Source organism: Curtobacterium sp. MCSS17_016 (genome assembly GCF_003234255.2).
GTDB lineage: Bacteria > Actinomycetota > Actinomycetes > Actinomycetales > Microbacteriaceae > Curtobacterium > Curtobacterium flaccumfaciens.
Map to the genome: position 1 here is coordinate 1263878 of NZ_CP126254.1, position 26313 is coordinate 1290190.

The following is a 26313-nucleotide window of genomic DNA, read 5'->3' on the forward strand; positions in this document are numbered from 1 at the left end:
CGGTGCGCGCTCTGGTTGACTGATCGGCATGACTGACCTGAACAGCAAGCCCGAGTTCGACGCCCCCGAGGGCCCCGCCCCCACCGAGCTCGTCATCACCGACATCGTCGAGGGCTCCGGCGAGGAAGCGTCCGCCGGCTCCACCGTCAAGGTCCACTACGCCGGGGTCGAGTACGAGACCGGCGAGGAGTTCGACAGCTCCTGGAACCGCGGCGAGCCCATCGACTTCCCGCTCGCGGCCCTGGTGCGCGGCTGGCAGGAGGGCATCCCCGGCATGAAGGTCGGCGGTCGCCGCAAGCTCGTCGTCCCGCCGGAGCTCGCCTACGGCCCCGCCGGTGGTGGCCACTTCCTGTCCGGCAAGACCCTCATCTTCGTGATCGACCTGCTCGGGGTCCGCTGATGCAGGTCGGCGCCCCGACGATCGAGCTGAACGACGGCCACCGGTTCCCGGAACTCGGCCTCGGCACCTACGGCCTGAACGGCGACGAGGGCGCGGCGGCGGTCGGCACCGCGATCACGAGCGGCTACCGGCTGCTCGACACGGCGCTGAACTACGGCAACGAGGACGCCGTCGGCCGCGCCGTCCGCGAGTCCGAGGTGGCACGCGAGGACCTCGTCGTCACCTCGAAGCTCCCGGGCCGGCACCACGGCTACGACGAGGCGCACCGCTCGATCGACGAGACCCTCGGCAACCTGGGGCTCGACCACGTCGACCTGTACCTGATCCACTGGCCGAACCCGTCGGTGGACCGGTTCGTCGACACCTGGAAGGCGTTCGTCGACCTGCGTGACAGCGGCAAGGTCCGCTCGATCGGCGTCTCGAACTTCACGCCCGAGCACCTGCGCCGGATCGTCGACGCCACCGGGGTCGCCCCGGCCGTCAACCAGGTGGAGCTGCACCCGTACTTCCCCCAGGCGGAACTGCGGAAGGTGCACGAGGAGCTCGGCATCGTGACCGAGAGCTGGAGCCCGCTCGCGAAGCGGTCGGAACTGCTCACCGAGCAGCCGATCGTCGACGCCGCCGCGGCGCACGGTGTGGCACCCGGCCAGGTCGTGCTGCGCTGGCACGTCCAGCTCGGTGCCGTGCCGGTGCCGAAGTCGGGTGACGCCGCCCGCCAGAAGGAGAACATCGACGTCTTCGGCTTCGAGCTGACCGACGACGAGGTGCAGGCGATCTCCGCGCTCGAGCGCGGTCGTCTGTGGGACGGCGACCCGGACACGCACGAAGAGATGTGACTCCGACGCGACCCTTCGGGGACAGCGGGGCTCCCGGTGGGCAGTACACTGGTTCCCCCTCTTCCCGAAGGGTTGCGTGTGTCCGAACCGACCGAGATCGACCGTGAACGCGGCTACGTCGACGGCCTCTTCCGTCGTCTCGACGAGCTGACCGCCGAGGCCGAACAGCGCCTCGCCGAGACCCGCCGACAGGCGGTCGGCGGGAACCACCAGAGCCGCAGCGAGCGCGACGCGTACGCGCGGCTCTACGAGGACACCGTCGCGACGCTCGAGCGGGTGGGGGACCGTCTGGTCTTCGGCCGGCTCGAGGTCGCCGAGCCCGACAGCCCAGACGACACCTTCCGGTACATCGGCCGTGTGGGGCTGCGCGACGCCGAGCACCGGCCGCTGCTGCTCGACTGGCGCGTCCCCGGTGCGAGCGCCTTCTACCAGGCCACCGCCGCGCACCCGATGGGCATGCGCTCCCGTCGGCACCTGTCCCTGCAGGGCCGTCGCGTGGTCGGCGTCGAGGACGAGGTGTTCGACGCCTCGCTCTACGACGACGAGCGGACCCACCTGCAGGGTGAAGGGGCGCTGCTCGCCGCGGTGACCGCCGAGCGCACCGGTCGGATGACCGACATCGTCGCGACGATCCAGGGCGAGCAGGACCGCATCATCCGCTCCCCGCTCGAGGGCGTGCTCATCGTGCAGGGCGGCCCCGGTACCGGCAAGACCGCCGTGGCGCTGCACCGCGCGGCCTACCTGCTCTACTCCTACCGCGAGCGGCTGCGGGGCTCCGGCGTGCTCATGGTCGGCCCGTCCCCGGCGTTCCTGACGTACATCGAGCAGGTGCTCCCGTCGCTCGGCGAGACCGGTGTCGTGATGGCGTCGCTCGGCTCGCTCTACCCGGGCGTGCACGCGACGACGCACGACACCCGCGACGTCGCCGCCGTGAAGGGCGCCGCGCAGATGGCGTCACTGCTGCGCCGGGCCGTGCGCTCGCGCCAGGTCGTGCCGACCGAGTCGGTCACGCTCGACATCGAGGGCGAGCGGCTCGTCGTGCCGCCGCAGCTCGTCGCCGACGCCATGAAGCGCGCGCAGGACCGCGGCAAGCCGCACAACGCCGCCCGCGTCACGTTCAACAAGACCGCCCTCGACGCGATGACCCGCCTGCTCGCCGAGCAGCTGCGGGAGCGCGGCACCACGGTGGACGAGGCCGACGAGAAGGTCCTGCGCGAGGACATCCGGAGCTCGTACGACGCCCGCGTGCTGCTCAACACCGCGTGGTTGCCGCTGCCGCCCGAGAAGTTCCTCGAGGACCTCTACGCCCGGCCGAACTGGCTCGCCTCGCTCACCCCCGACTGGACCCCGGAGCGCCGCGCCCTGCTGCAGCGCGCCCGCGGCACGGCCTGGACCGTCGAGGACGTCCCCCTGCTCGACGAGGCCGCCGAACTGCTCGGCCCGTTCGACCCGACCGGCGGCGCCGCCAAACGCGCGGCGAAGGCCAGCCGGAACCGCGACATCGAGAACGCCCGCCAGGCCATCGAGAACATGGGTGTCGAGGGCATCGTCAGCGCCGAGCAGGTCGCCGGCTCGTTCGCCGAGGGCGGCGACCCCCGCTCCACCGCCGAGCGCGCCGCCGACGACCGCGAGTGGACCTACGGGCACATCGTCGTCGACGAGGCGCAGGAGCTCTCGCCGATGCAGTGGCGCGTGCTCGCCCGCCGCAACCCACTGCGCTCCTTCACGATCGTCGGCGACATGGCGCAGGGCTCCTCGCCGGGTGCAGCACGCACCTGGGACGACGTCATCGGGGCGCTCGCGCGTCGCCGACGCGGCCGTGCGCCGCAGGTGCCGCTCGACCACCGCATCGAGCAGCTCACGGTGAACTACCGCACCCCGCGCTCCATCGTCGAGGCCGCCGGGGCCTTCGCGGACAGCGCCGGCCTCACGGTCACCCGCAACGAGGCCGTTCGCGACGGTGACCCCGTCGAGCGCGTCCGCGTCGCCCGGGCCGACCTGCTCGACACCGTCGTGGCGGTCGCCGACGCCGAGCGTGCCCGAATCGGCTCCGGCACCATCGGCGTCATCGTCCCCGAGGCCCAGGTCGACACGGTCCGGCAGCGGCTCGCCCGCACCGAGGCGGACGTCCGGGGCCTCGCCTCGCCGAACGCCGGCTCGCTCACGGTGCTGACGGGTGCGGACGCCAAGGGATTGGAGTTCGACGGCGTGCTGCTCGTCGACCCGGACGGCGTGGGTGCCGACGCCGCCCGCGCCGCCGCCGCGGTGTACGTCGCGATGACGCGTCCGACCCGTCGCCTGACGGTCATCGACGTCGACTGACGGTCGTGCGCGCGTCCCCGCGCGCTTCATGAGCAGGAACGGTCGGCTCCGTCGGTCCCACGCGACCGTTCCTGCGCACGATCGGTGGGTGGTGGCGTCCCCGCGGGGCGGACGGGAGGCCCGGTGCGGGCCCGCCACGGGCCTCCCGGCTCAGGTCGGGTCGCCTTCGGACCGCACCCGCGCGACCAGGTCGGCCCACGGACCGTCGAGGCGGCGACCCGGGATCGTCACGGTGGTGCGCTCGACGGTGATCGTCCAGCTGAAGTCGTCGGGGACGGGCGGTGCCGTCGGTGCCGGGGTGCGCCGCAGCGCGTCGACGACGTCGGACCACGCCGTGGGGTCGCTGCTCGTGTCGGTGTCGACCCGCCAGCGCCGTGTGGTGCCGGCGAAGCCCCCGGAGCGGCGGACCTCGATGCGCATGCCCTCGACGCTACGCCCGGGTGGCCTGCTCAGTCGAGCACGCCCACCTGCTGCCAGGCCTGACGGACCGCGGTCTGCTCGGCGGAACCGTCCCCGAACCGCCGCCCGGCCGCGTCGACGGTGACGGTCGCGAACCCCGCGAAGTCGATCGAGGCGGTCACCTCGGCCGACGTCAGGGCGTCCCACCAGACGGCGCCGGCACCCAGCCACGCGGGGCCGCCGATGGCCGTGGCCGTCAGGAAGAACGCGTGGTTCGGGATGCCGGAGTTCGTGTGGACCCCGCCGGCGTCGTCCGTGGTGACGACGAAACCGGCCATGGTCGCCGGCTGCGGGTCCTTCCCGAGCACCGGGTCGTCGTACGCGGTGCCTGGGGCCCGCATCGACCGGAGCGCGTCGCCCTGCACGGCGTCGGTGAACAGCCCCTCGCCGATGAGCCAGCTCGCCTGCTCCGCCGTCTGCCCCGCCGCGTACTGGGCGACCAGGGAACCGAAGACGTCGCTGATCGACTCGTTGAGGGCGCCCGACTGGCCCTGGTAGGTCAGGTCGGCGGTGTACTGCGTGACGCCGTGCGCGAGCTCGTGGCCGATGACGTCGAGCGCGACGGTGAAGCGGCGGAACACCTCGTCGTCGCCGTCGCCGAACACCATCCGGTTGCCGTCCCAGTAGGCGTTGTCGTAGTCCTGGCCGTAGTGCACGGTCGCGTCGAGGGGGAGTCCGGCGCCGTCGATCGACACCCGGTCGAACACCTCGAGCCAGAAGGCGTGCGTGGCGCCGAGGCCCGCGTACGCCTCGTCGACCGCGGCGTCACCGGAGTCGGCGTCGCCCTCGCGCCGGACGACGGTGCCGGGCAGCGTCGTGGTGCCGTGCGCGTCGGTGATCGTCCGCTGCGGGGAGCGGTCGACGGCGCCGCTGACGCTGCGCGGTGCGACCAGGTGCGCGTGCTTCGGCGCCTGCACGGCGTCGAGCGAGGCCAGTGCGGTGCGTGCCGCCGAGGCCGCCCGTGGGAACGCATCGGCGTCGGCGACGGCGCGGAGCAAGTAGGGCGGGACGACGGAGCGGATGCGGTCGGTCGCGGTCATGCGCACATGCAACCACCGGGCACCGACACGGCCCTGCGCGGGCCGTCTTGCGGCGTCGTCAGTCGCGCTTGCGGTGCTCGACGAGGGCCAGCGCGTACGACTCCCACCACTGGCCGGCCGCGGGGCCGCCGTTGCAGGTGCCGTCGCTGAGCCCGGGCGTCTTCACCCAGAGCAGGGCGTCGAGCCGGGTGCTGCCGCCGGTGACGTGCGGCTCCTGGCCGAGGCCGGCGCCCTCGGGGTTGCACCAGGTGCCCCGCCACCCCTGCCCGTTGCGGGAGACGTCGATGACGAAGTGCGGGTCGCCGCCGATCGCGTCGGCGAGCTCGTCGGCGTACGCGCGCTCCTGGTCGACCCGGTAGAAGTTCGACACGTTCGTGAAGAAGCCCTGCACCTCGTCGACGCCGGCCTGCCGCAGCCAGTCGGCCATGGTGGCGGTCGGCACACGGTTCTCGTTGCCGCCGTCCAGGTACACGGTGAGCCCGTGGCCGGTCAGGGCGTCGACGGCCTTCCGCAGCAGGGGCAGGCGTTCGTCGCGCAGCCGCTCGCAGTTCTGGACCTGGGCGATCGAGTCGGGTTCGACGAGCACGACCGCGTGCGAACCGGCCATCGCCCGGACGGCGGACCGGACCCACGGCAGGTAGGCGTCGTCCTCGGTGCCGCCCTTCGAGTAGCTGCCGCAGTCACGGTCCGGGATGTTGTAGAGGACGAACACGGGGGTGCCACCGCGTTGCTCGGCCGTGCTGACCACCGACCGGATCGTGGAGCGGGTCTCGGCCCGCGAGGTGTTCGTCAGCCACGTCGCGATCGGCTGGTCGGCGATCACCGCGATCTGCTCGGCGGTCTGGGTGTCACCGTCGGCACGGGCCTGGCGCTCGCGGAGGCCGGCCTGGTTCACGGCGGTCGGCTGGCGCGCGAGCCCGCCCGGGAACGCCTCGGCCGCGGACTTCCGCTCGGCGACGCTGCGGCCGCTCGGGGTACGGTCACCGTCCGGCTGGCCGCCGTTCCACGGGCCGACGACCACGAGGGTCGTGACGACCGCGGCGACGACGACGGCCGCAGCGGCGATCCACCCCCACTGCCGCAGGCCGCCGGTGCGGTTGCGGCGTGGGGTGCTGGGTGCCTCGTGCTCCGGCATGCTGCGGTGCTCCTGATCTGACCGTGCGGTGTCGGTGGTGCGGGCACCGATCGCGCCCGGACCCATGCTGACAGGTGCGGGGGAGTCCTGACCAGCGCCGATCCGCGATCGCCCAGGTGTCGCACCGACGGCTGACAGGAGCGCTCCAGCGACCGCGCAGGACCGTGCAGCACACTGTGCGGATGTTCCGTCGACTCCTCCTCCTCGCCCTGACCGCGGGCTACGCCTGGGTGATCTGGCGGATGACGCTGACCCCGCAGGTCTTCACCTCGGCCCAGAACTCCCTCGTGCTGCACGCGATCGCCTGGGTGCAGCAGCTGCCGCACGGTGCCTGGTTCACGTACGAGCGCACCGAGTTCCTCGCCAACATCGCGATGTTCGTGCCCGTGGGGATGCTCGCGGCGCTGTGGCTGCCCCGGCGCTGGTGGATCCTCGGCGCGCTCGTCGCGGTCGCCCTGTCCACGGGCATCGAGTTCGCGCAGGCCACCTACCTGCCGTACCGCGTCGCGGACCCGCGCGACGTGCTGTCGAACGGCCTCGGCGGTCTGCTCGGCGCCACGCTGGTCGGACTCGTCCGCAGTCTGCTGCCGGAGCGTCGCCGCCGACGCCGTCTGCACCCCAGGACCGCCTAGGACTCTGGTAGTCTTGTGCGGTTGCCGTCGAACGGCCGCGGACAAAGAGCGCTCGCGCATCAGGCACGGGCACCGCGCAACGGACAGGAAGGGGATCACCATGGCACTTGACGCACAGGTCAAGCAGGAGATCATCGAAGAGTACGCGACCCACCCGGGCGACACCGGATCCCCCGAGGTCCAGGTCGCCGTTCTGACGCGTCGTATCAACGACCTGAACGAGCACCTCAAGGAGCACAAGCACGACCACCACTCGCGTCGTGGCCTGCTCCTCATGGTCGGTCAGCGTCGCCGTCTCCTCGGCTACCTCTCCGACGTCGACATCGCCCGCTACCGCACGCTCATCGAGCGCCTCGGCCTGCGTCGCTAGTCGACCGACACACGCTTGACCGAACGCCCCGGTCCTCCTCGTGAGGACCGGGGCGTTCTTCGTTCCGCGGGGCGTTCGACGCTCGGCGGGGCCCCGCTCCGGCCGCACTCCGTCCTCGGTCGGTCACGACACGTCGCCCGCGCTCGTCCAGCGGTCACGACTCGTCGGCCACCACGGTCTCACGCGACACTTCGTGACCGCTCGGCGGTCAGCGCGCGGGGAGTCGTGACCGATCAGCACGATGCTCGACGGCGGGAATGGTTGTGGCGGCAACCCGGTTGGATGCTATGTTCATGCAAACGCATCGAAAGTCGGGAAGCATCATGACCACCATCGCCGTCGTCTCCGCCGGACTCTCCGAGCCCAGCTCCACCCGCCTGCTCGCCGACCGCCTGGGCGAGGCCGCCGTCGCGTCACTCGTCGCCGAGGGCACCCCGGCACACGTCGTGCACGTCGAACTCCGGCCGCTCGCGCACGAGATCACCGACGCGATGCTCACCGGCTTCGCGGCCCCGGCGCTCTCCGCAGCGATGGCCGCCGTGGTCGAGGCCGACGCCGTCGTGTTCGTCACGCCGATCTTCACCGCGGGCGTCAGCGGACTGGCGAAGTCGTTCCTGGACGTGCTCGACAAGGACTCGTTGGCCGACATGCCCGTCCTGCTCGGGGCCACCGGCGGGACCTCGCGGCACTCCCTCGCGATCGACCACGCCCTGCGGCCCGTCTTCGCGTACCTGCGCGCGGCGATCGTGCCCACCGGGGTCTTCGCCGCGACCGACGACTGGGGGACCGACGGTGACGCGGCCGCCCTGGACGGTCGCATCCGCCGGGCCGGAGCCGACCTGGCCTGGGCGATCCGGGCCTCCAGGCGAGCCCCGCAGGAAGCCGATGCGCTCCCCGCGACCCCGGACTTCGCGAGCCTGCTCGGCGGCCTCGGCCACTGACCCGCGTCCCGCCGCCGTCGACGGGAGCACGTGCTCTTAGACGGACCACAGGGTTCGTACGGTCGGTGCGCGGCGGGTGCGCGGCTGGCTCATCGGTGCCCTCGGGAACCTCGTCGTGACGACGAGGAGCACCGATGGACACCAGAGGCAGCGGCAGGCGATCCGCACGGATCACGAGTGCGCTCGTCAGCGTGGGCGGGCTCGTGGTGGCGATGGTCACCGGTGCGGGGCTCTGGCTCGGGCACGAGCAGGCGAGCACGAGCACGAGCAGTGACACGAGCACGAGCAGCTCCAGCAGCAGCGAGTCCAGCAGCAGCGACTCGAGCAGCAGTACCGACACGAGCACCGACTCGTCGACCCAGCCGACCGACTCCGCCACGAGCGACTCCGGGACCAGCGACTCGGACACCGGGGTGTCGCAGGGCACCACCGGCGGGACCTCCGACACCACGACGACGGGGTCGTGACCGTGCGCGCCGCCACCGAGTGGGACCTCTGGACCACGACCGCCCGGGTCGTCCTCGACCACCGGGACCGTCGGCACCTCGCGGACGCGGAGTCCTGCGTCCGGCAGGTCACCTCCGCCGTCGACGCCGCGTGCAGCCGCTTCCGCGACGACTCCGAACTCACCGCACGCGCCGACGACCTCGTGCGTGGCACCGAGGTGTCGCCGCTCCTCGCCGCACTGGTGCAGCAGGCGCTCGACGCAGCCCGGCTCTCCGACGGTGACGTCGACCCCACCCTCGGGCGCCGGATGGTCTCCCTCGGGTACGACGTCGCCTTCGCCGACGCCCAGCCGGTCCCGTCGCCCGAGGCCCTGTCGCGTGCACGCGACGACCGTCCGGCGTGGCAGCGCATCCTGCTGTCGGGCACGTTCCTGCGCATCCCCGAGGGCGTCACCCTCGACCTCGGTGCCACGGCGAAGGCCGCTGCCGCCGACATGGCCGCGGCGAGCATCACCGCACGGCTCGGCATCGGGGCGCTGGTGTCCCTCGGCGGTGACGTCGCGACCGCCGGCCCGGATCCGTCCGGCGGCTGGCAGGTGCGGGTGGAGGACCTCGAGGGTGACCCGGTCGACCACGTCCGGATCGCCTCGGGGTGGTCCGTGGCGACCTCGAGCACGCAGAAGCGCCGCTGGGAGCAGGACGGCACCGCCCGGCACCACATCCTCGACCCCCGGTGGGGTCTGCCCGCCGAGCCGGTCTGGCGCACGGTGACCGTCGTCGCCCCGTCGTGCACCACCGCCAACACGATGACGACCGCCGCCGTGGTGCGCGGTCGCACCGCCGCCGAGTGGCTCCGGCAGAGCGGACGCGCCGCCCGGCTCGTCGCCGCCGACGGCACGGTCGTACGGCTCGGGGGCTGGCCCGACGACCAGGGCACCGACGGCCAGCGCGCCGACGACGACCGATCGGCGGTCGCCTGATGGACACCGCGCTCTGGGTGATCGGCCGGGGCTTCGGGGTCACCGCCGTCCTGCTCCTCACCCTCGCAGTGCTCCTCGGCATCGTCACCAGGAGCGGACGACCGCTGCCCGGGCTGCCCCGGTTCGCCGTGCAGCTCGTGCACCGGGACGTCGCCCTCGCCGCCACCGTGTTCGTCGCGGTGCACGTGGGTTCGCTGCTGCTCGACACCGAGGCCGAGCTGCGCCTCCTCGACACGGTCGTGCCGTTCGTCAGCGCCGACCGGTGGTTCTGGCTGGGGCTCGGCACCCTGGCCGTCGACCTGCTCGTCGTGCTCGTCGTCACCGCACTGCTCCGCCGTGTGATCGGGCCGCGGGCCTTCCGCGCCGTGCACTGGGCGGCCTACGCCATGTGGCCGATCGCCCTGGCCCACGCGGTCGGCACCGGGACCGACGGCACCTCCGCGTGGTTCCTCGTGCTCGCCGGCGTCTGCACCGCGGCCGTCGTCGGCGCCGTCGTCTGGCGCTGCACCGCCCGTGTCACCGAGTTCCGTTCCGCGAAGCTGGAGGTCGTCCGATGACCCTGACCCACCCCCGCACCGTCGTCCCACCCACCGGCACCCGACGGCTCCTGGCCGCACCCGGTCCGGCCCGCACCGACCACGAGGACACCTTCGGCCCGCTGCCGCAGCTCGGCCCGTGGCTGGTCGACGAACTCGGCCGCGCCGGCGTCGACGGTCGCGGCGGAGCCGGGTTCCCGCTCGCCCGGAAGCTCGCCGCCGTGACCGCGAATGGTCGACGTCGGGGTCGGGGTGCGCCCCTCGTGGTCGCGAACGCCGCCGACGGCGAACCCGCCAGCCGCAAGGACGCCGTCCTGCTCGAGCGCGCACCGCACCTGGTACTCGACGGCATCGTCCTCGCGGCCGCCGCGATCGGTGCCTCCGAGGCGGTGCTCGCCACGAGCGACCGACTCGCCGGTCCGGTCCGCCGGGCCCTCGCGGAACGCGCCGACCGCGGCGGCGACCCCGTGCCGATCAGCCTGCGGGTCCTGCCCCACGCCTCCTTCGTCTCCGGGGAGGCCAGCGCCCTCGCCTCGGCCGTCGCCGGTGGCCGGGGTGTGCCCGAGGACCGCGTGGTGCGGCTCGCCGAACGGGGCCCGAGCGGGCGACCGACCCTGGTGTCGAACGTCGAGACCCTCGCCCAGGCAGCACTCGTCGTGCGCTTCGGGGCGGCGTGGGCCCGGGGCGTCGGCAGCCCGAGTGCCCCCGGCACCCGGCTCGTCACGGTGAGCGACGTGACGGACCCGACCACCGCGGTGGTGCTGGAGACCGCCGGGGGTGCGCCGCTCGGGGAACTGCTGCGGGCCTCCCGGCTGCCCGTGACCGATCCGGCGCACACACGCGCCGTACTGGTCGGCGGATGGGGCGGGACGTGGCTGCCGGCCGCGGCCCTCGACACGTCGTTCGACCCCGAGGGACTGGCTCGGTGGGGTGCCGCGCCCGGGGCCGGGGTGCTCGCCGTGCTCGACGACCGGACCTGCCCGATCGCGGTGACGGCACGGCTGGCGGCGGCGCTCGCCGGAGCGTCGGCCGGACGGTGCGGACCCTGCGTGAACGGACTGCCGCGGATCGCCGACGTCGTCGGGGACCTGGCCTCGGGGCGAGCAGCGGGGGACCTGGAGGGCGAGGTGCGTCGGGTGGCCGCGCTGGTGGACGGTCGTGGGGCGTGTCACCACCCGGACGGGGTGGCGCGGATGGTGCGGAGCGCGCTCGACGTGTTCCACGACGACGTGCAGGCGCACCTCGGTGGCCGGTGCCTGCTGCGGCGCGGGGGTGCGTGGTGAGCGGGGGCGCGGGCGCAGGCGCGGGTGTCGTCTCGCTGCACGTCGACTGGACGCGCTGCCGGGGCCGGGGGTTGTGCACGGAACTGTTCGCCGAGCGGCTCGAGCGCGACGAGTGGGGCTACCCGATCGCCCGGGCCGGCACCCCCGGCGCCCGGGCCGGAGGCGACCCCGGTGTCCGGGCCGGCAACCCGGGCGACCCAGGCACCCCCGGTGCCGGCACCCGCGACGTCCCGGTCCGTCCGCACGAGCGGGCCGCTGCGGCCGACGCCGTCGCGATGTGCCCCCTGCAGGCGCTCCGACTGGTGGAGCGGTGAGCAGCCGGCGACCGGCGCCCGGCCGGCCCCCTGCTCAGTACCAGTGCGGGTTGACGCTCATCTCGTGGCCCCACGCCCCGCAGGGTGATCCGTAGGCGCTCTTGATGTACGCGAGCCCCCAGTCGATCTGCGTGTTCGCGTTGGTGCGCCAGTCGGCTCCGGCGACCGCCATCTTCTCGGCCGGCAGCGACTGCGGGATGCCGTAGGCGCCGCTCGAGGCGTTCAGGGCGTTGGCCCGCCACCCGGACTCCTGCGTCCAGAGCGACACCAGGCACGAGAACTGGTCGGAGCCCCACCCGTACGACCCGAGCGCGCTCCGTGCGTAGGCCTGCGCGGCCGCGGGGTCCACGGCGACGCCCCCGGTGCTCGGGTAGGACGAGCCGGTGCCGCCGCTGGTCGCGCCGCCGCCGGAGGCGCTGCTGCCGGCGTTCGCCGCGGCCGTGTTCGCCGCCGCCTCGGCCGCCGCCGCTGCGGCCCGCTTGCGCTGCTGCTCCGCCTTCTGCGCGGCGACCCGCTGGCCGAGTTCGTACCCGGCCTCCTGCTTCGCGGTGCTGTCCTTGAGCGACGCGAGCTGCGCGTACAGCTCGTCGCTGTGCTGCTCCGTCGACTCGACGGCGGCGTCCGCCGCCTGTTCCGCCGACTTCGCTGCGGCCGAGCGATCCTCGGCCGCCTGGGCGCGCGTCGCGCGTTCCGTCTCGGCCCGCTCGGCCTGCTCGTGCAGCGACGACGCCGTGCCGGCCGCGACGGACGCGTCGTCCATGACGCCGGCCCAGGTCTCCGACAGCTGGTCGAGGGCGCCGAGCTGGTAGAGCAGCTGGTCCGGGTTCTTCGCGGTCGCGATGCGGGTGGTCATCTGGTTCATGCTGCCGTCGCGGTACAGGTTCGCGGCCAGTTGGCCGGCCCGCTGCTGGGCCCGGTCCGCCGTCTCGCTCGCGTGCTGCGCCTGGGCCTGGAGGCTCGTGGCGGCCTGGGTGGCCAACGCCAGCTCCGACTCGGCCGCGTCCGCCTTCGACGAGGCCACCAGGGCGGCCTGCGACTTCGCGGCTGCTTCGTCCTGCGCCGACTGCAGCGCCGCCTGCACCTTCTGCACCTCGGCGCGCTTCGCCGTCTCGTTGCCCTTGGCGCGCTGGACGTCCTGCCAGGTCGGGTACTCGGTGGCGTTCGCGGGGGCAGCGGTCAGGGCCGGGGCGACGAGCGCGCCGACGACCACGGCGGCCGCGACGAGCACGCCCCGCGAGGGGGTGAGGCGCATGTCGGCAGGCTACCGATGTTCACCAGGAGTCCAGCGAGCCGCGCCGCCGACAGCCTGAGGACTGGTAAAGTCCATCGTGTCCGAGGACTCATTCCCCGGACGTCACACACAACACTGCGCAGGCCGGGCACGGAGCTGGTCATCGGTGGTGGCTCGCGGGCCGGAACGGTTTCCCGAGTGCTTCTACTGCTGGCCAGACATGCGTCCGGAACGATCGGCGCGCACGCACCATCGAGTGCCGTCGCCATGGCCTGCCGGAAACACATCAAGGAGGCGCCCTTTTGGAGGGTCCCGAGATCAAGTTCGCCGAAGCCGTCATCGACAACGGCAAGTACGGCAAGCGCACCGTCCGGTTCGAGACCGGTCGGCTCGCACAGCAGGCCCAGGGCGCGGTCGCCGCGTACCTGGACGAGGAAACGATGCTCCTCTCGGCCACCAGCGCCGGCAAGCACCCGCGTGAGGGCTTCGACTTCTTCCCGCTGACCGTCGACGTCGAGGAGCGTTCCTACGCCGCCGGCAAGATCCCCGGTTCGTTCTTCCGTCGTGAAGGCCGTCCGTCGACCGAGGCCATCCTCGTCTGCCGTCTGATCGACCGGCCGCTGCGTCCGTCGTTCGTCGACGGCCTCCGCAACGAGGTGCAGATCGTCATCACCGTCCTGAGCATCGCTCCGGACGAGTTCTACGACGCGCTGGCGATCAACGCCGCGTCCGCGTCGACGCAGATCTCCGGTCTGCCGTTCTCCGGCCCGATCGCCGGTGTGCGCCTCGCGCTCATCGGCGACCAGTGGGTCGCGTTCCCGAAGGCCTCGCAGCTCGCCGACGCCGTGTTCGACCTGACCGTCGCCGGTCGTGTCGTCACGGACGAGGCGGGCAACGAGGACGTCGCGATCATGATGGTCGAGGCGGAAGCCACCGAGCACGCCTGGGACCTCATCCAGGGCGGCGCCACCAAGCCCGACGAGGCCATCGTCGCGCAGGGTCTCGAGGCGGCGAAGCCGTTCCTCAAGTCCCTCGTCGACGCGCAGGCCAAGCTCGCCGCGCAGTCGGCCAAGGAGATCCAGGACTTCCCGGTCTTCCCACCGTACGCGCCCGAGGTCTACTCGGCCGTCGAGGCCCTCGCGCTCTCCGAGCTCGGTGACGTCTACAAGATCGCCGCCAAGACCGAGCGTCAGGACGCCGACGACGCACTCAAGTCGCGCGTCAAGGCAGCCATCGCCGAGCAGGTCACCGCGGGCTCGCTGCCCGAGGTCGCCAACTCGCAGGTCGGCGCCGCGTACAAGTCGGTCACGAAGAAGGTCGTCCGCGGCCGCATCCTGACCGAGCAGATCCGCATGGACGGCCGCGGCCTCGCCGACATCCGTCCGCTCGACGCCGAGGTCGCCGTGATCCCGCGCGTCCACGGTTCGGCGATCTTCCAGCGCGGCGAGACGCAGATCCTCGGCGTCACCACGCTGAACATGCTCAAGATGGAGCAGCAGATCGACTCGCTGTCGCCCGTCACGAAGAAGCGCTACCTGCACCACTACAACTTCCCGCCCTACTCGACCGGTGAGACCGGCCGTGTGGGTTCGCCGAAGCGTCGCGAGATCGGGCACGGCTTCCTCGCCGAGCGCGCCCTCGTGCCGGTGCTCCCGTCGCGTGACGAGTTCCCGTACGCCATCCGTCAGGTCTCCGAGGCGCTCAGCTCCAACGGCTCGACCTCGATGGGTTCCGTCTGCGCCTCGACCCTCTCGCTGCTCAACGCCGGTGTGCCCCTCAAGGCCCCGGTCGCCGGCATCGCGATGGGCCTGGTCTCCGACACCGTCGACGGTCAGACCCGCTACGCGGCCCTGACCGACATCCTCGGTGCGGAAGACGCCCTCGGCGACATGGACTTCAAGGTCGCCGGTACCTCGGAGTTCGTCACCGCGATCCAGCTCGACACCAAGCTCGACGGCATCCCGTCGACGGTGCTCGACGCGGCGCTCAAGCAGGCCAAGGAGGCCCGCTCGGCCATCCTCGGTGTGCTGAACGAGGCCATCGACGCCCCAGACGAGATGGCGGACACCGCTCCTCGCGTCATCTCGGTGCAGATCCCCGTCGACAAGATCGGCGAGCTGATCGGCCCGAAGGGCAAGACGATCAACGGCATCCAGGACACCACCGGTGCCGACATCTCGATCGAGGACAACGGCACCGTCTACATCGGCGCCGTCGACGGTCCGTCGGCCGAGGCTGCTCGTGCCCAGGTCAACGCGATCGCGAACCCGACCAACCCGGAGATCGGGGACCAGTTCCTCGGCACCGTCGTGAAGATCGCCACCTTCGGTGCCTTCGTGTCGCTGCTCCCGGGCCGTGACGGTCTGCTCCACGTCTCCGAGGTGCGCAAGCTCGCCGGTGGCAAGCGTGTGGAGAACGTCGAGGACGTCCTGGGCGTCGGCCAGAAGGTCCTGGTCGAGGTCACCAAGGTGGACGACCGCGGCAAGCTGTCGCTCGCGCCGGTCGTGGCCGACGAGACCGAGGGTGACTCCACCTCGGCCGAGACGGTCCGCGCCCACGCCGAGGACCCGGCCGAGGGCTGATCCTCTTCCGCGTCCTGACGCACGAACGGCCGCCGTCCCTTCCGGGGCGGCGGCCGTTCGCCGTTGCAGGGCAGGTGCCACGCGTGCGTTGGCCTCGCGTGCTTTCGCGGTCAGCGACACCTCACGGGCACGGCTCCGCGTGAACTGTCGCTGTGCGCGAACGATCGCCGCGCCGTGCCACGTGCCGGTCAGGCCGCGGGGGTCTCCTGCGTGCCCATGAGCTGCGCGCGCCCGAGTAGGTGCCCGCGGAGCATGAAGCCCACGACCGCGGGGGTCGCGTCGGCGGGGACCTCGAGCACGGGGACGTCGAGGGCGCTCAGCGTGAAGAAGTAGCGGTGCACACCGTGGCCCGCGGGCGGAGCAGCCCCGAGGAACGTGTCCGTGCCGAACTCGTTGCGGCGGCGGAGTGCCTCGGCGGGCAGCAGGGCGTCGTCGGTGCCGGCACCTGCGGGGAGCGAGGTCGCCGAGCCCGGGATGTCCGTCAGGCTCCAGTGCCAGAAGCCGGAGCCGGTCGGGGCATCGGGGTCGTAGACGGTCAGGACGAAGCTCTTCGTGCCTTCGGGCGCGCTCGACCACTCGAGTGCGGGGGAGCGGTCCTCACCGCCGGCGTCGGAGCCGCGTGCCGAGGTGGGCAGCTCGCCTCCGTCGGTGAAGTCGGGGCTCGTCAGGGTGAAGGACGGGACGTCGGGCAGGTTCCAGTTGGGGTCGTTGGCCATGCCCCCAGCCAACACCCGCCGGCTCGGGCCGCGCTCGGTGCGCGCGCGGGGCTGTGGGAGTTCGCACGTGACGGCCTGGAGGCGCGGTGCGGGCCCGCCACGGGCCTCCCGTCCGGCCGCGGTCGCCTCGACCGCCCCACGAAAGCGACACATGTGCGTCGCGCGGGTGCGTCGGTGCCGCGAAGGCGACAGGATGCCGCGAACTGTTCGCGGTGATCTGTCGCTTTCGCGAAGGCGACAGCCGACAGCCGACGGCGACAGCGCTGGCGCGAGCCGGGCGTCAGCCCGCGAGCACCCGGTCGACCACGCGGTTGAGCGCGGCGGTGGCGGCGATCGCGTCACCGGCGTACGCGCCAGCCATCGCACCGTCGCGCGCGAGCATGAGCTCGTCGGCGCCGTCGCCGGGCAGGGGGTGTCCGGCCTCCTGCAGCAGGGTCGCGAGCCGCTCGGTGTACCAGTCGCGGTGCACGGCGACGACCTGGCGGACCGGGTCGCGCGGGTCGTGGTACTCGGCGGCGGCGTGCAGGAACGCACAGCCGCGGAACGCCGGGTCGTTGACGTCGTCGGCCAGCGCGGCGACCCACGCACGGACGGCCCGCTCGGGGGAGCCGGCGTCGGTGATGAGCTGCTCCATCCGCTCCTGCACGCGCTCGTGCTGGGTGCGGATGTAGGCCAGGATCAGGTTGTCCTTCGACCCGTAGTGCTTGTAGAACGTCGCCTTCGTGACGCTCGCCTCGGAGATGAGGCGGTCGACGCCGACGCTGTGGATGCCCTCTTCGTAGAAGAGTCGGGTGGCGGTCTCGAGGACACGGACCTTCGCGCCGCCGGAGCGGGGAGTCGGGGGGACGCTCGACCCGTCCGGCGACGCGAGGTTCGTGCTCGGGCCGGGGAGACGCTGGACGGCCGGTTGGGGGGAATCGACCGTCACAGCGTGTACTCCTCGGACTCATCGGCTCCGCGACCGGAGTGGGGGGACTCGGTGGTCGCGCAGGACTGATGTCCCGAGCCGCCGGATCGGAACTTAGGGGGGCTTTCGATCCGGCGTGGCCAACAGTAGCACAAGGAGGACAGACAGACGAGTCGGTCTGTCCACATTTTCTGTACCCCACTTCGAGTGGCATGCGACCGAGACCGGGAAACTGGGCGGGAGGCATCGACGGATCACTAGGCTCGTCTGCGATGAACCAGCCAGTGCCACTGCCGCTCGGGGCCCCGGACACGTCGTTCCTGACGTCCGGCGGGGCCTTCGTCCGTCGCACCGTGCTGCCCTCGGGCGTCCGTGTGCTGACCGAGGCGGTGCCGGGTGCCGCGTCGACGAGCATCGGGTTCTGGGTCGGCGTCGGTTCGCGTGACGAGCGCGACGGGCAGTTCGGGTCGACCCACTTCCTCGAACACCTGCTCTTCAAGGGCACCGAGACCCGATCGGCGCTCGACATCGCCATCGCGTTCGACTCGGTCGGCGGTGAGCACAACGCTGCGACCGCCAAGGAGTACACCTGCTACTACGCACGGGTCCGGGACACCGACGTCCCGATGGCCGTGAACGTCATCGGTGACATGGTCACCGGTTCGGTGCTCGAACCGGACGCCTTCGCCGTCGAGCGCGGGGTCATCCTCGAAGAACTCGCGATGGCCGCCGACGACCCGGCCGACGTCGCGGGCGAGGCGTTCTTCGCCGCGGCCTTCGGCGGACACCCCCTGGGCCGTCCGATCGGCGGGACCCCGGACAGCATCCGTGCGGTCCAGCGCGACGAGGTGCTGGCCCACTACCGCGAGCACTACGCGCCGAACGGCATCGTCGTGACCGCCGCCGGTGCTGTCGACCACGACCGGTTCTGCGAGCTCGTCGCCGGCGTCTTCCACGACGCCCCGGACGCCGAGCCGCTGCCGCGCCGCACCCCCGAGACCGTGGCCGACCCGGTCGAGGCGAAGCTGACCGTGGTGCACCGCCCGACCGAGCAGGTGAGCATGCTCCGCGGCTCGCAGGGCCTCGACCTGCGCGACGACCGCCGTCCCTCGCTCAGCGTCCTGAACGCCGTGCTCGGTGGCGGCATGAGTTCGCGTCTCTTCCAGGAAGTGCGCGAGCGCCGCGGTCTGGCCTACGCGGTGTCGTCGTTCGCCCCCGCGTACCTGGACAACGGTGCCTTCGGTGTCTACGCCGGCTGCGCGCCGGACAACGTCGCCGGAGTCATCGACATCGTCGACGCCGAGTTCCGCCGGATGGTCGACCACGGCATCACCGACGACGAGCTCCGACGTGCCAAGGGCCAGATCGAGGGCGCGCTGACGCTCTCGCTCGAGGACTCCGACGCGCGCATGACCCGGCTCGGCCGCTCCGAGCTCGGCACCGGCGAGTACACCGACCTGTCGACGGCGCTCGAGCGTGTCGACGGTGTCACGACCGACGGCGTGCTCGAACTCGCGCGCGACCTGCTGACCCGGCCGACGATCACCTCGGTCGTCGGTGCCGTGCAGCAGGACGAACTCGCCGCGGCCATCGGGATCGGCAGCTGAGCACGGACATGTCGCACTACCTGTACCTCGTCCGGCACGGCGAACACCAGGACGCCGAACACGGCCTGCGGGACGGCAAGCTCTCCGAACGCGGCAAGCGTCAGGCGACCCTGATCGCGGACCGTCTCGGCGGCGTGCCCTTCGACGGCGTGTACCACTCGCCGCTCGAGGCCCCGAGCGAGACCGCCGCGTTCCTGTCGCAGCGCCTGCCGTCGATCCAGCCCGAGCCCTCGACGCTGCTGTTCGACTGCATCCCCTCGGGCCCGACCCCGGACATGCCGCACGCCTACCAGGGCTGGTACGGCGGCATCACCGAAGAGGAGATCGTCGCCGGGCAGGCCCAGATGGGCGACGCCGTGTCGGAGTGGTTCACCCCGGCGCGCGAGGACCGGCACGACCTGCTGATCACCCACAACGCCGTGATCGGCTGGTTCGTGCGCGAGGCGTTCCAAGCCCCCGAGTGGCGCTGGATGGGCACGAACGTCGCACACACCGCGCTCACGATCATCCGGATCCGTTCGGCGAAGCCCGCCGAGGTCGTCACGCTGAACGACCTGGCCCACCTGCCGGTGGAGCTGCGCACGGGTCTGCCCGTCGACCAGCCCGTCTAGCGGCTGCCCGTCCGGTCCGCGGTGGCGCGGCCGGGAGGCTCGTGGCGGCTCAGGCGATCGGCTTGCGGTACCAGGCGGTCGCGTTCGGGTTGTCGTTGAACGGCTCGACCCGCTGGTACCCGCGGCCGCGGTACATCGCGCCGGCCGCCACGAGCGAGTCGTTCGTGTCGAGGACGATGCTCGTCGCGCCGAGGTCCGCCCCGGCCCGCTCGAGCAGGTCCATCACGGCCGTCGCCACGCCCGTGCCGCGCCCGGCCGGCGCCACGAAGACGTGCTTGACCTCGAACCGGACGTCGACGGCACCGGTCGCGTCGACCCCGTCCGCGATCCGACGGATGCCGCCGCAGCCGACCGCGACGTCTTCGTCGTACGCCACCGCGAACACCCCGTTCGGCGGCGTGAACTCGGCCGCGGGGGTGCGCTTCCGCGAGTACGTGCCCTGCGTGCTCGGGAACGTCGCCTCGCGCTCGTCCAGGTACGCGTCGAGCAGCGCGTCGACCTCGGGCAGATCGGCCGGCACGGTCCTGACCTCGACTGACATGCGTCGATCCTAGGATGGACCGCATGGTCACTCCCGTCGCCGTCGTCGGCGCCACCGGTCGTCTCGGGGGCCTCGTGGCGTCCGTCGTCGAGGAACTCCCGGAGTTCGAGCTCGTCGCCCGCCTGTCGTCGAAGGACGGCGCGCACGAGGCGCCGCCGTCGGTCTTCGGCGGCGCGGCCCTGGTGGTCGACGTGACGGTGCCGTCGCTCAGCCCGGCGATCGTGGAGAACGCGCTGTCGAGCGGCGCGAACGTGCTCGTCGGCACCTCCGGCTGGTCGCTCGACCGGCTCGCGAAGCTCCGCACCGGGCTGCGGGAACGCCCGGACCAGGGGGTGCTCGTGGTCCCGAACTTCTCGATCGGCTCCGTGCTCGGCACGCACCTGGCGACGATCGCGGCACCGTGGTTCCCGGCCGCCGAGATCGTCGAGACCCACCACGCCGGCAAGATCGACTCGCCCTCGGGCACCGCGGTGCGCACCGCCGAGCTGATGGCCGACGCGCGGCGCGAGGTCGGTCCCGTGGACGCCCCGCACGTCGACCAGCGCGCCCGCGGCCAGCAGGTCGCCAGCGTGCCCATCCACTCGCTCCGGCTCCCCGGGGTGAAGGCCGTGCAGGACGTCGTGCTGAGCGGCCCCGGTGAGACGCTGACGATCCGGCACGACACCAACGACGACGTCGCCTACGGCGCGGGCATCCGTGCGGCGCTGGCGAACGTGGCGTCGGCGCGCGGCCTCACCGTGGGCCTCGGCAGCGTCCTCGGCATCGGCTGACCGCCGTGGGTCGGATGGAGCGGGCCGGACGCACGATCCGCTCGCCGTTCTGGGGTGCAGCGCTGATGGCGGTGCTGCTCGCCCTGTACATCGTGCTCGTCGGCCAGCGCGCCGTCGCCTTCATCGCGACCGGGATCCCGATCGGCATCGGCATCGGCGTCGCGCTGTTCGTCGTCGCCGCGATCGGGGCGCTCCTGCTCGTGCTGGAGTTCCGCTTCGGCATCCGCATCACCCGGCTCGGCGCGCGGCTCGAAGCCGAGGGCGGCACCCCGGACGACGTCGTCCCGGTGCGGCCGTCGGGCCGGCCGATCCGCGACGCCGCCGACGAGCTGTTCCCGCGGTACCGCGACGCGGTCGAGCAGGACCCGGCCGACTGGCGTGCCTGGTACCGGCTCGGTGTGGTCTACGACGCCGCCGGTGACCGCAAGCGCGCACGGTCGGCGATGCGCACCGCCCTGGCGCGCGCCGCCGACCGCTGACCCCGGGGCCGGAGGCGGATCAGAAGACGGCGTCGATCGCGTCCGCCGCCTGCGTGTACCGGAACGTGTAGCCGGACTCGAGCAGCTTCGTGGGCACCATCCGCTGGCTCGACAGGAGCATGTCGTCGGCGGCGTCCCGCAGCGCCAGGCGCAGGGCGAACTCGGGGATCCGGAAGAGGTACGGGCGGTGCAGGACCTCGGCGACGTGCTTCGTGATGCGGTCGGCCACGACGGGCTCAGGGCCCGCCAGGTTCACCGGACCGGACACGTCCGGTGCCGCGGTCGCCAGGTGCACGATCGCGCCCACCTCGTCCTCGAGTGCGATCCAGGGCCAGTGCTGGCCACCGGTGCCGAGCCGGCTGCCGACGCCGAGCTTCGTCAGCGGGACGAGCGGCGCGAGCGCACCGCCGCCCTTGCCGATGACGATGCCGGTGCGGAGCGTGACGACCCGGACCCCGGCGGGAGCGGCGTTCGCGGCGGCTTCCCACGCGGTGCAGACGTCGGCGAGGAACCCCGTGCCCGCGGCGGCGTCGTCCTGCAGCACGTCGGCCGGGCGATCGCCGTACACGCCCGAGGCCGAGCCCGACAGGAACAGCGCCGGGGGAGTGGCGGCGTGCCGCATCGCTTCGACCAGGGTGTCGGTGGCGTCGATGCGCGAGCTGCGGATCTCCTTGCGGTACGCGTCCGTCCACGGCAGCTTGCCGATGTTCGCGCCGGCCAGGTTGATCACCACGTCGGCACCGTCGAGGATCGCCGGGTCGAGCGGACGCAGCCCCGGTGCCCAGCGGAACTCGGTCGCGGTGCGCGCTTCGCGGCGGACGAGCGTGGTGACGTGGTGCCCCGCCTCGCGCAGGGCGCGGACGAGGGGCGTCCCGATGAACCCGGACGAGCCGGCCACCAGGATCGAGAGCGGTTGTTCCGTCGTGTCGGGCATGCCCGCAACGCTACTCACACCGACGTAGGCTTCTGTGTGTGACCGACAGCGAGACCGTACAGCCCGACGCCTCCGTCCCGACGCCCTACGAAGACCTGCTCCGCCGGGTCCTGACCGAGGGCTCGCCGAAGGGTGACCGCACCGGCACCGGCACCCGGAGCCTGTTCGGCGCACAGCTCCGCTACGACCTGTCGAAGGGCTTCCCCCTCGTCAGCACCAAGCGCGTGCACTTCAAGTCGGTCGCGTACGAGCTCCTCTGGTTCCTCCGTGGCGAGGGCAACGCCACCTGGCTGCAGGAGCACGGCGTCCGGATCTGGAACGAGTGGGCGGACGCCGACGGCGACCTCGGCCCGGTGTACGGCGTGCAGTGGCGCTCGTGGCCGACCCCCTCGGGCGAGCACGTCGACCAGATCGCCCAGGTCATCGAGCAGATCAAGACCACCCCGGACAGCCGCCGGCTCATCGTCTCGGCGTGGAACGTCGCCGACGTGCCGGACATGGCGCTCGCCCCGTGCCACGCCTTCTTCCAGTTCTCCGTCAACGACGGCAAGCTCTCGTGCCAGCTCTACCAGCGGAGCGCCGACATGTTCCTCGGCGTCCCGTTCAACATCGCCTCGTACGCGCTGCTGACCCACATGATCGCGGCGCAGACCGGGCTCGAGGTCGGCGACTTCGTCTGGACCGGCGGCGACTGCCACATCTACGACAACCACGTCGAACAGGTCGAGGAGCAGCTGTCCCGCACGGCGTACCCGATGCCGACGCTCGAACTCGCACCGCGCGACTCGATCGACGACTACGAGTACGAGGACTTCACCGTCGTCGGCTACGAGCACCACCCGGCGATCAAGGCCGCGGTCGCCGTCTGATGATCGGCATGGTCTGGGCCCGGTCGACCACCGGCGTCATCGGTGCCGACGGCGGCATGCCCTGGCACGTGCCCGAGGACCTGGCGCACTTCAAGCAGGTCACCGGCGACGCGACCGTGCTGATGGGCCGGCGCACCTGGGAGTCCCTGCCCGAGCGCTTCCGGCCGCTGCCCGGTCGGCGCAACGTCGTGCTCACCCGGGACACGACGTGGACGGCCGACGGCGCCGAGGTCGTGCACGACCTGCAGGCCGAACTCGAGCGTGCCGAGGGCGCCGACGAGACCGTGTGGGTCATCGGCGGTGGTCAGGTCTACGCCGCCGCACTCGACGCGGCCGACCACGTCTCCGAGACGCTGATCGACGTCGACGTGCCCGGCGACACCGTCGCACCCACGCTCGACGAGGCTGCCGGCTGGACGCTCACCGACGAGGGCCCCTGGCAGGAGTCCCGGAACGACGGCACCCGCTACCGGTTCCTGGAGTGGCAGCGCCGCGCCTGAGCGCCCGCACGGGCCGGGCGTGACCGGCGGGACGGACGTGATCCGGGCCTCCCGGCCGCGCCGCAGGCGGTCCACCGTCCACACGGACGGCGGTCCTCGCGCGCATCCCCGGTACGCTGGTGCCCGTGTCCCCGCGTGAGAATCCCTTCGGTCAGGTCCTCGTCGCCCTCGTGACCCCGTTCACGGCCGACGGCGAGGTCGACTGGCCCGGCGTCGAGCAGCACATCGACGACTGCATCACCGCCGGCGCCGACGGCATCGTCGTCACCGGCACGACCGGCGAGACGTCGACGCTGACCGACCCGGAGAAGCTCCGTCTGGTCGAGGTCGGCAAGTCCGTCGCCGCCGGCCGCGCGAAGATCATCACGGGCGGTGGCTCGAACGAGACCGCGCACGCGATCCACCTGTACAAGCAGAGCGAGAAGGCCGGCGCGGACGGCGTGATGATCGTCACGCCGTACTACAACAAGCCGACGCAGTCGGGTGTCCTCACCCACTTCCGGATGATCGCGGACGCCACCGACCTGCCGGTGATCCTGTACGACATCCCGGGCCGCACCGGCATCCCGATCACGTACGACACGATCCTGCGTGCGTCCAAGCACCCGAACATCCTCGCCGTGAAGGACGCCAAGGGTGACTTCGCCGAGGTCTCGCGGGTGCTGAACAACACCGACCTCATGTACTTCTCCGGCGACGACACGAACGTGCTCCCGCACCTGTCGATCGGTGCCACCGGCCTGATCGGCGTGACCGCGAACATCACGAGCGCGCCGTACCGCACCATCGTCGATGCGGTGAACCGGGGCGACCTGGCCACCGCGACGGCCGAGCACAAGCGACTCGAGCCGCTCGTCCGCGCCGTGATGACGCACGTTCCCGGTACCGTGGCCGCCAAGTACATCCTGCACGGGCTCGGCCGCATCGGCAGCCCGCGCGTCCGACTGCCGCTCGTCGGCCCCGAGGACTCCGAGGCGTACGCCATCGAGACCTCCCTCGAAGCCGTGCGCGACGTGCCCGGCGCCGACTTCTCGAACTTCCGCCCCGACCGCAACGCGGCGGCCGGCGGTGCACTACCGAAGGTGCCAGGCACCACCCGCTAGCGAACACCGCGGCGCGCAGCACGCGCGTCGCCCGAATCCGTAGGACCGAATGCCCACACAGATCTCCGAACCGCAGCCGCTCGAAGCCGGCACCCTCCGCGTCGTCCCCATCGGGGGCCTCGGCGAGATCGGTCGCAACATGACCGTCTACGAGTACGAGGGCAAGCTGCTCATCGTCGACGCCGGCGTGCTGTTCCCCGAGGAGCACCAGCCCGGTGTCGACCTGATCCTGCCGGACTTCTCGCCGATCCGTGACCGCCTCGACGACGTCCTCGGTGTCGTGCTCACGCACGGCCACGAAGACCACATCGGTGCCGTCCCGTACCTGCTCAAGCTCCGCGACGACATCCCGCTGATCGGCTCCACGCTGACCCTCGCGCTCGTCGAGGCGAAGCTCAAGGAACACCGGATCAAGCCGTACACGCTCGTCGTGGCCGAGGACCAGACCGAGCAGATCGGCCCGTTCCACCTCGAGTTCGTCGCCGTGAACCACTCCATCCCGGACGCCCTCGCCGTCGCGATCACGACCCCCGCCGGTCGTGTGCTGCACACGGGTGACTTCAAGATGGACCAGCTCCCGCTGGACGACCGCATCACCGACCTCCGTGCGTTCGCCCGTCTGGGCGAGGCCGGCGTGGACCTGTTCCTGCCGGACTCCACGAACGCCGACGTGCCGGGCTTCACCGCTCCGGAGCGCGACATCGGCCCGGTGCTCGAGAACATCATCATGCGCGCCCGCAAGAAGGTCGTCGTGGCGAGCTTCTCGTCGCACGTGCACCGCGTGCAGCAGGTCCTCGACGCCGCCGCGGCCGCGAACCGCAAGGTCGCGTTCATGGGGCGCTCGATGATCCGCAACATGACGATCGCCGCCGACCTCGGGTACCTGCGGGTGCCGGAGAACGTGCTCATCGACACGAAGAAGGCGAAGAACGTCCCCGACGACCAGATCGTCTACATGTCGACGGGGTCGCAGGGTGAGCCGATGGCCGTCCTGGCCCGCATGGCGAACCTCGAGCACCAGATCGAGATCGGCGAGGGCGACACCGTCATCCTCGCGTCGTCGCTCATCCCGGGCAACGAGAACGCCGTGTACCGCGTCATCGACGGGCTGACCAAGCTCGGTGCGAAGGTCGTGCACAAGGGCAACGCGAAGGTGCACGTCTCCGGACACGCCTCCGCCGGCGAGCTGCTCTACTGCTACAACATCCTGCGGCCGCGCAACGTGCTCCCCGTCCACGGCGAGCACCGCCACCTGTACGCGAACGCCGACCTGGCGATCCAGACGGGTGTCCCGCCGCGCAACGTGATCCTCGGGCAGGACGGCATCGTCGTCGACCTGAAGGACGGCGTCGCGACGGTCGCCGGCCAGCTCGACATCGGCTACGTCTACGTCGACGGCTCCACCGTCGGCGAGATCACCGACGCCGACCTGAAGGACCGCCGCGTCCTGGCGGAAGAGGGCTTCATCTCGATCTTCTGCGCGGTGGACTTCACCACCGGACAGTGCGTGATCGGCCCGGAGATCCAGTCGCGTGGCTTCGCCGAGGACGACTCCGTGTTCGACGACGTCCGCCCGCAGATCGCCAAGGCGATCTCCGAGGCCGCCGCCAACGGCACGCGCGACTCGCACGCCTTCGCGCAGGTCGTCCGTCGCACGGTCGGTCGCTGGGTGAACACCAAGCACCGCCGTCGTCCGATGATCGTCCCGGTGGTCATCGAGGCGTAGGGCCCGTTCGCGGGGTGGGCGCGCGTCCGCGTTCGCGTCCGTC

At 72.1% G+C, this 26313-nt stretch carries 28 protein-coding genes; 20 read left to right on the forward strand and 8 right to left on the reverse strand.

The annotated features are described in order from the left end of the window. Positions 1-28 precede the first annotated feature (28 nt). The 3 genes from DEJ19_RS06075 to DEJ19_RS06085 all read left to right on the forward strand — a co-directional run bounded on the left by DEJ19_RS06075 (position 29) and on the right by DEJ19_RS06085 (position 3558). Positions 29-400 (forward strand): FKBP-type peptidyl-prolyl cis-trans isomerase, encoded by a 372-nt coding sequence (locus DEJ19_RS06075; RefSeq protein WP_173035534.1) that lies wholly within the window; start codon positions 29-31, stop codon positions 398-400. Further along, a complete protein-coding gene (locus DEJ19_RS06080; RefSeq protein ID WP_111233664.1) occupies positions 400-1236 on the forward strand; it encodes an aldo/keto reductase in 837 nt (278 codons plus the stop codon). The genes DEJ19_RS06075 and DEJ19_RS06080 overlap by 1 nt, the downstream gene beginning before the upstream one ends. A gap of 78 nt (positions 1237-1314) precedes the next feature. Then, positions 1315-3558 (forward strand): HelD family protein, encoded by a 2244-nt coding sequence (locus DEJ19_RS06085; RefSeq protein ID WP_258377441.1) that lies wholly within the window; start codon positions 1315-1317, stop codon positions 3556-3558. A 150-nt stretch (positions 3559-3708) separates the two neighbouring features. On the opposite strand, the gene DEJ19_RS06090 is transcribed toward DEJ19_RS06085, so the two are convergent. From DEJ19_RS06090 to DEJ19_RS06100, 3 genes are read right to left on the reverse strand one after another with little or no spacing between them, the layout of a single operon-like run. After that, positions 3709-3978: a protealysin inhibitor emfourin gene (locus DEJ19_RS06090; protein ID WP_111100781.1), complete on the reverse strand. Its 270-nt coding sequence runs from the start codon at positions 3976-3978 to the stop codon at positions 3709-3711. A 29-nt stretch (positions 3979-4007) separates the two neighbouring features. Beyond that, on the reverse strand, positions 4008-5057 hold the full coding sequence (locus DEJ19_RS06095; RefSeq protein WP_110864719.1) for a M4 family metallopeptidase: 1050 nt from the start codon (positions 5055-5057) through the stop codon (positions 4008-4010). Positions 5058-5115: 58 nt separating this feature from the next. Then, complete coding sequence (locus tag DEJ19_RS06100) at positions 5116-6192, reverse strand: glycoside hydrolase family 6 protein (RefSeq protein WP_146250689.1); 1077 nt, start codon at positions 6190-6192, stop codon at positions 5116-5118. Between the two features lie 182 nt (positions 6193-6374). Between DEJ19_RS06100 and DEJ19_RS06105 the strand changes: the two genes are divergently transcribed. The 8 genes from DEJ19_RS06105 to DEJ19_RS06140 all read left to right on the forward strand — a co-directional run bounded on the left by DEJ19_RS06105 (position 6375) and on the right by DEJ19_RS06140 (position 11694). Then, on the forward strand, positions 6375-6824 hold the full coding sequence (locus DEJ19_RS06105) for a VanZ family protein (protein ID WP_084741173.1): 450 nt from the start codon (positions 6375-6377) through the stop codon (positions 6822-6824). Between the two features lie 100 nt (positions 6825-6924). Continuing rightward, complete coding sequence (rpsO, locus tag DEJ19_RS06110) at positions 6925-7194, forward strand: 30S ribosomal protein S15 (protein WP_017885935.1); 270 nt, start codon at positions 6925-6927, stop codon at positions 7192-7194. Between the two features lie 323 nt (positions 7195-7517). Then, positions 7518-8135 (forward strand): CE1759 family FMN reductase, encoded by a 618-nt coding sequence (locus DEJ19_RS06115; protein WP_111233662.1) that lies wholly within the window; start codon positions 7518-7520, stop codon positions 8133-8135. 134 nt (positions 8136-8269) lie between these two features. Then, complete coding sequence (locus DEJ19_RS06120) at positions 8270-8602, forward strand: hypothetical protein (RefSeq protein WP_146237708.1); 333 nt, start codon at positions 8270-8272, stop codon at positions 8600-8602. Further along, positions 8599-9561: an FAD:protein FMN transferase gene (locus DEJ19_RS06125; protein ID WP_111233661.1), complete on the forward strand. Its 963-nt coding sequence runs from the start codon at positions 8599-8601 to the stop codon at positions 9559-9561. The genes DEJ19_RS06120 and DEJ19_RS06125 overlap by 4 nt, the downstream gene beginning before the upstream one ends. Next, positions 9561-10118: a ferric reductase-like transmembrane domain-containing protein gene (locus tag DEJ19_RS06130; protein ID WP_111233660.1), complete on the forward strand. Its 558-nt coding sequence runs from the start codon at positions 9561-9563 to the stop codon at positions 10116-10118. Before DEJ19_RS06125 ends, DEJ19_RS06130 begins: the two co-directional genes overlap by 1 nt. Next, entirely contained in the window at positions 10115-11380 is a 1266-nt protein-coding gene (locus tag DEJ19_RS06135; RefSeq protein ID WP_111233659.1) for an NADH-ubiquinone oxidoreductase-F iron-sulfur binding region domain-containing protein, read from the forward strand. Before DEJ19_RS06130 ends, DEJ19_RS06135 begins: the two co-directional genes overlap by 4 nt. Then, positions 11377-11694 (forward strand): ferredoxin, encoded by a 318-nt coding sequence (locus tag DEJ19_RS06140; protein WP_284176592.1) that lies wholly within the window; start codon positions 11377-11379, stop codon positions 11692-11694. Before DEJ19_RS06135 ends, DEJ19_RS06140 begins: the two co-directional genes overlap by 4 nt. 34 nt (positions 11695-11728) lie before the next feature. On the opposite strand, the gene DEJ19_RS06145 is transcribed toward DEJ19_RS06140, so the two are convergent. Next, positions 11729-12946: a coiled-coil domain-containing protein gene (locus tag DEJ19_RS06145; RefSeq protein ID WP_111233658.1), complete on the reverse strand. Its 1218-nt coding sequence runs from the start codon at positions 12944-12946 to the stop codon at positions 11729-11731. A 281-nt stretch (positions 12947-13227) separates the two neighbouring features. Here DEJ19_RS06145 and DEJ19_RS06150 point away from each other — a divergent pair, with 281 nt between their 5' ends. Then, positions 13228-15507 (forward strand): polyribonucleotide nucleotidyltransferase, encoded by a 2280-nt coding sequence (locus DEJ19_RS06150; RefSeq protein ID WP_110864729.1) that lies wholly within the window; start codon positions 13228-13230, stop codon positions 15505-15507. Between the two features lie 188 nt (positions 15508-15695). Here DEJ19_RS06150 and DEJ19_RS06155 read toward each other — a convergent pair whose 3' ends face one another. Further along, on the reverse strand, positions 15696-16223 hold the full coding sequence (locus DEJ19_RS06155) for a YbhB/YbcL family Raf kinase inhibitor-like protein (RefSeq protein WP_110864730.1): 528 nt from the start codon (positions 16221-16223) through the stop codon (positions 15696-15698). Between the two features lie 280 nt (positions 16224-16503). After that, entirely contained in the window at positions 16504-17151 is a 648-nt protein-coding gene (locus DEJ19_RS06160) for a TetR/AcrR family transcriptional regulator (RefSeq protein ID WP_071405592.1), read from the reverse strand. Between the two features lie 251 nt (positions 17152-17402). Here DEJ19_RS06160 and DEJ19_RS06165 point away from each other — a divergent pair, with 251 nt between their 5' ends. Beyond that, positions 17403-18737 carry a M16 family metallopeptidase gene (locus DEJ19_RS06165; protein WP_071405593.1) on the forward strand — a complete coding sequence of 445 codons (1335 nt, stop codon included), beginning with the start codon at positions 17403-17405 and terminating at the stop codon, positions 18735-18737. Between the two features lie 8 nt (positions 18738-18745). Beyond that, positions 18746-19348 carry a histidine phosphatase family protein gene (locus DEJ19_RS06170; RefSeq protein ID WP_027464756.1) on the forward strand — a complete coding sequence of 201 codons (603 nt, stop codon included), beginning with the start codon at positions 18746-18748 and terminating at the stop codon, positions 19346-19348. A 49-nt stretch (positions 19349-19397) separates the two neighbouring features. On the opposite strand, the gene DEJ19_RS06175 is transcribed toward DEJ19_RS06170, so the two are convergent. After that, positions 19398-19889, reverse strand: coding sequence for a GNAT family N-acetyltransferase (locus DEJ19_RS06175; RefSeq protein WP_111233657.1), 492 nt, complete (start codon positions 19887-19889; stop codon positions 19398-19400). 23 nt (positions 19890-19912) lie between these two features. On the opposite strand from DEJ19_RS06175, the gene DEJ19_RS06180 reads away from it, so the two are divergent. Together DEJ19_RS06180 and DEJ19_RS06185 are read left to right on the forward strand one after the other, a co-directional pair. After that, positions 19913-20659, forward strand: a complete 747-nt coding sequence (locus DEJ19_RS06180) for a 4-hydroxy-tetrahydrodipicolinate reductase (protein ID WP_258377439.1) — start codon at positions 19913-19915, stop codon at positions 20657-20659. Between the two features lie 14 nt (positions 20660-20673). After that, on the forward strand, positions 20674-21138 hold the full coding sequence (locus DEJ19_RS06185) for a tetratricopeptide repeat protein (protein ID WP_017885925.1): 465 nt from the start codon (positions 20674-20676) through the stop codon (positions 21136-21138). 19 nt (positions 21139-21157) lie between these two features. Here the strand turns inward: DEJ19_RS06185 and DEJ19_RS06190 are convergent, their stop codons facing one another. Further along, the gene (locus tag DEJ19_RS06190) at positions 21158-22072 is read right to left on the reverse strand and encodes a TIGR01777 family oxidoreductase (protein WP_111233655.1); all 915 of its coding nucleotides are present in this window, start codon (positions 22070-22072) and stop codon (positions 21158-21160) included. Between the two features lie 38 nt (positions 22073-22110). Between DEJ19_RS06190 and DEJ19_RS06195 the strand changes: the two genes are divergently transcribed. From DEJ19_RS06195 to DEJ19_RS06210, 4 genes are all read left to right on the forward strand, one after another. Beyond that, positions 22111-22941, forward strand: a complete 831-nt coding sequence (locus tag DEJ19_RS06195) for a thymidylate synthase (protein ID WP_111233654.1) — start codon at positions 22111-22113, stop codon at positions 22939-22941. Further along, positions 22941-23441: a dihydrofolate reductase gene (locus DEJ19_RS06200; RefSeq protein ID WP_111233653.1), complete on the forward strand. Its 501-nt coding sequence runs from the start codon at positions 22941-22943 to the stop codon at positions 23439-23441. The genes DEJ19_RS06195 and DEJ19_RS06200 overlap by 1 nt, the downstream gene beginning before the upstream one ends. A gap of 125 nt (positions 23442-23566) precedes the next feature. Continuing rightward, positions 23567-24544 carry a 4-hydroxy-tetrahydrodipicolinate synthase gene (dapA, locus tag DEJ19_RS06205; RefSeq protein WP_017885921.1) on the forward strand — a complete coding sequence of 326 codons (978 nt, stop codon included), beginning with the start codon at positions 23567-23569 and terminating at the stop codon, positions 24542-24544. 49 nt (positions 24545-24593) lie between these two features. Beyond that, positions 24594-26270 (forward strand): ribonuclease J, encoded by a 1677-nt coding sequence (locus DEJ19_RS06210; RefSeq protein ID WP_027464761.1) that lies wholly within the window; start codon positions 24594-24596, stop codon positions 26268-26270. Positions 26271-26313: the final 43 nt, after the last annotated feature.

What these genes read in the sequence shown, in the direction of transcription:
- rpsO (WP_017885935.1), top strand. Translation starts at nt 6,925, where the DNA reads ATGGCACTTGACGCACAGGTCAAGCAGGAGATCATCGAAGAGTACGCG.
- DEJ19_RS06210 (WP_027464761.1), top strand. Translation starts at nt 24,594, where the DNA reads ATGCCCACACAGATCTCCGAACCGCAGCCGCTCGAAGCCGGCACCCTC.
- DEJ19_RS06185 (WP_017885925.1), top strand. Translation starts at nt 20,674, where the DNA reads ATGGAGCGGGCCGGACGCACGATCCGCTCGCCGTTCTGGGGTGCAGCG.
- DEJ19_RS06145 (WP_111233658.1), bottom strand. Translation starts at nt 12,946, where the DNA reads ATGCGCCTCACCCCCTCGCGGGGCGTGCTCGTCGCGGCCGCCGTGGTC.
- DEJ19_RS06130 (WP_111233660.1), top strand. Translation starts at nt 9,561, where the DNA reads ATGGACACCGCGCTCTGGGTGATCGGCCGGGGCTTCGGGGTCACCGCC.
- DEJ19_RS06100 (WP_146250689.1), bottom strand. Translation starts at nt 6,192, where the DNA reads ATGCCGGAGCACGAGGCACCCAGCACCCCACGCCGCAACCGCACCGGC.
- DEJ19_RS06105 (WP_084741173.1), top strand. Translation starts at nt 6,375, where the DNA reads ATGTTCCGTCGACTCCTCCTCCTCGCCCTGACCGCGGGCTACGCCTGG.
- DEJ19_RS06175 (WP_111233657.1), bottom strand. Translation starts at nt 19,889, where the DNA reads ATGTCAGTCGAGGTCAGGACCGTGCCGGCCGATCTGCCCGAGGTCGAC.
- DEJ19_RS06120 (WP_146237708.1), top strand. Translation starts at nt 8,270, where the DNA reads ATGGACACCAGAGGCAGCGGCAGGCGATCCGCACGGATCACGAGTGCG.
- DEJ19_RS06135 (WP_111233659.1), top strand. Translation starts at nt 10,115, where the DNA reads ATGACCCTGACCCACCCCCGCACCGTCGTCCCACCCACCGGCACCCGA.
- DEJ19_RS06200 (WP_111233653.1), top strand. Translation starts at nt 22,941, where the DNA reads ATGATCGGCATGGTCTGGGCCCGGTCGACCACCGGCGTCATCGGTGCC.
- DEJ19_RS06075 (WP_173035534.1), top strand. Translation starts at nt 29, where the DNA reads ATGACTGACCTGAACAGCAAGCCCGAGTTCGACGCCCCCGAGGGCCCC.
- DEJ19_RS06115 (WP_111233662.1), top strand. Translation starts at nt 7,518, where the DNA reads ATGACCACCATCGCCGTCGTCTCCGCCGGACTCTCCGAGCCCAGCTCC.
- DEJ19_RS06155 (WP_110864730.1), bottom strand. Translation starts at nt 16,223, where the DNA reads ATGGCCAACGACCCCAACTGGAACCTGCCCGACGTCCCGTCCTTCACC.
- DEJ19_RS06095 (WP_110864719.1), bottom strand. Translation starts at nt 5,057, where the DNA reads ATGACCGCGACCGACCGCATCCGCTCCGTCGTCCCGCCCTACTTGCTC.
- DEJ19_RS06080 (WP_111233664.1), top strand. Translation starts at nt 400, where the DNA reads ATGCAGGTCGGCGCCCCGACGATCGAGCTGAACGACGGCCACCGGTTC.
- DEJ19_RS06165 (WP_071405593.1), top strand. Translation starts at nt 17,403, where the DNA reads ATGAACCAGCCAGTGCCACTGCCGCTCGGGGCCCCGGACACGTCGTTC.
- DEJ19_RS06090 (WP_111100781.1), bottom strand. Translation starts at nt 3,978, where the DNA reads ATGCGCATCGAGGTCCGCCGCTCCGGGGGCTTCGCCGGCACCACACGG.
- DEJ19_RS06180 (WP_258377439.1), top strand. Translation starts at nt 19,913, where the DNA reads ATGGTCACTCCCGTCGCCGTCGTCGGCGCCACCGGTCGTCTCGGGGGC.
- DEJ19_RS06170 (WP_027464756.1), top strand. Translation starts at nt 18,746, where the DNA reads ATGTCGCACTACCTGTACCTCGTCCGGCACGGCGAACACCAGGACGCC.
- DEJ19_RS06190 (WP_111233655.1), bottom strand. Translation starts at nt 22,072, where the DNA reads ATGCCCGACACGACGGAACAACCGCTCTCGATCCTGGTGGCCGGCTCG.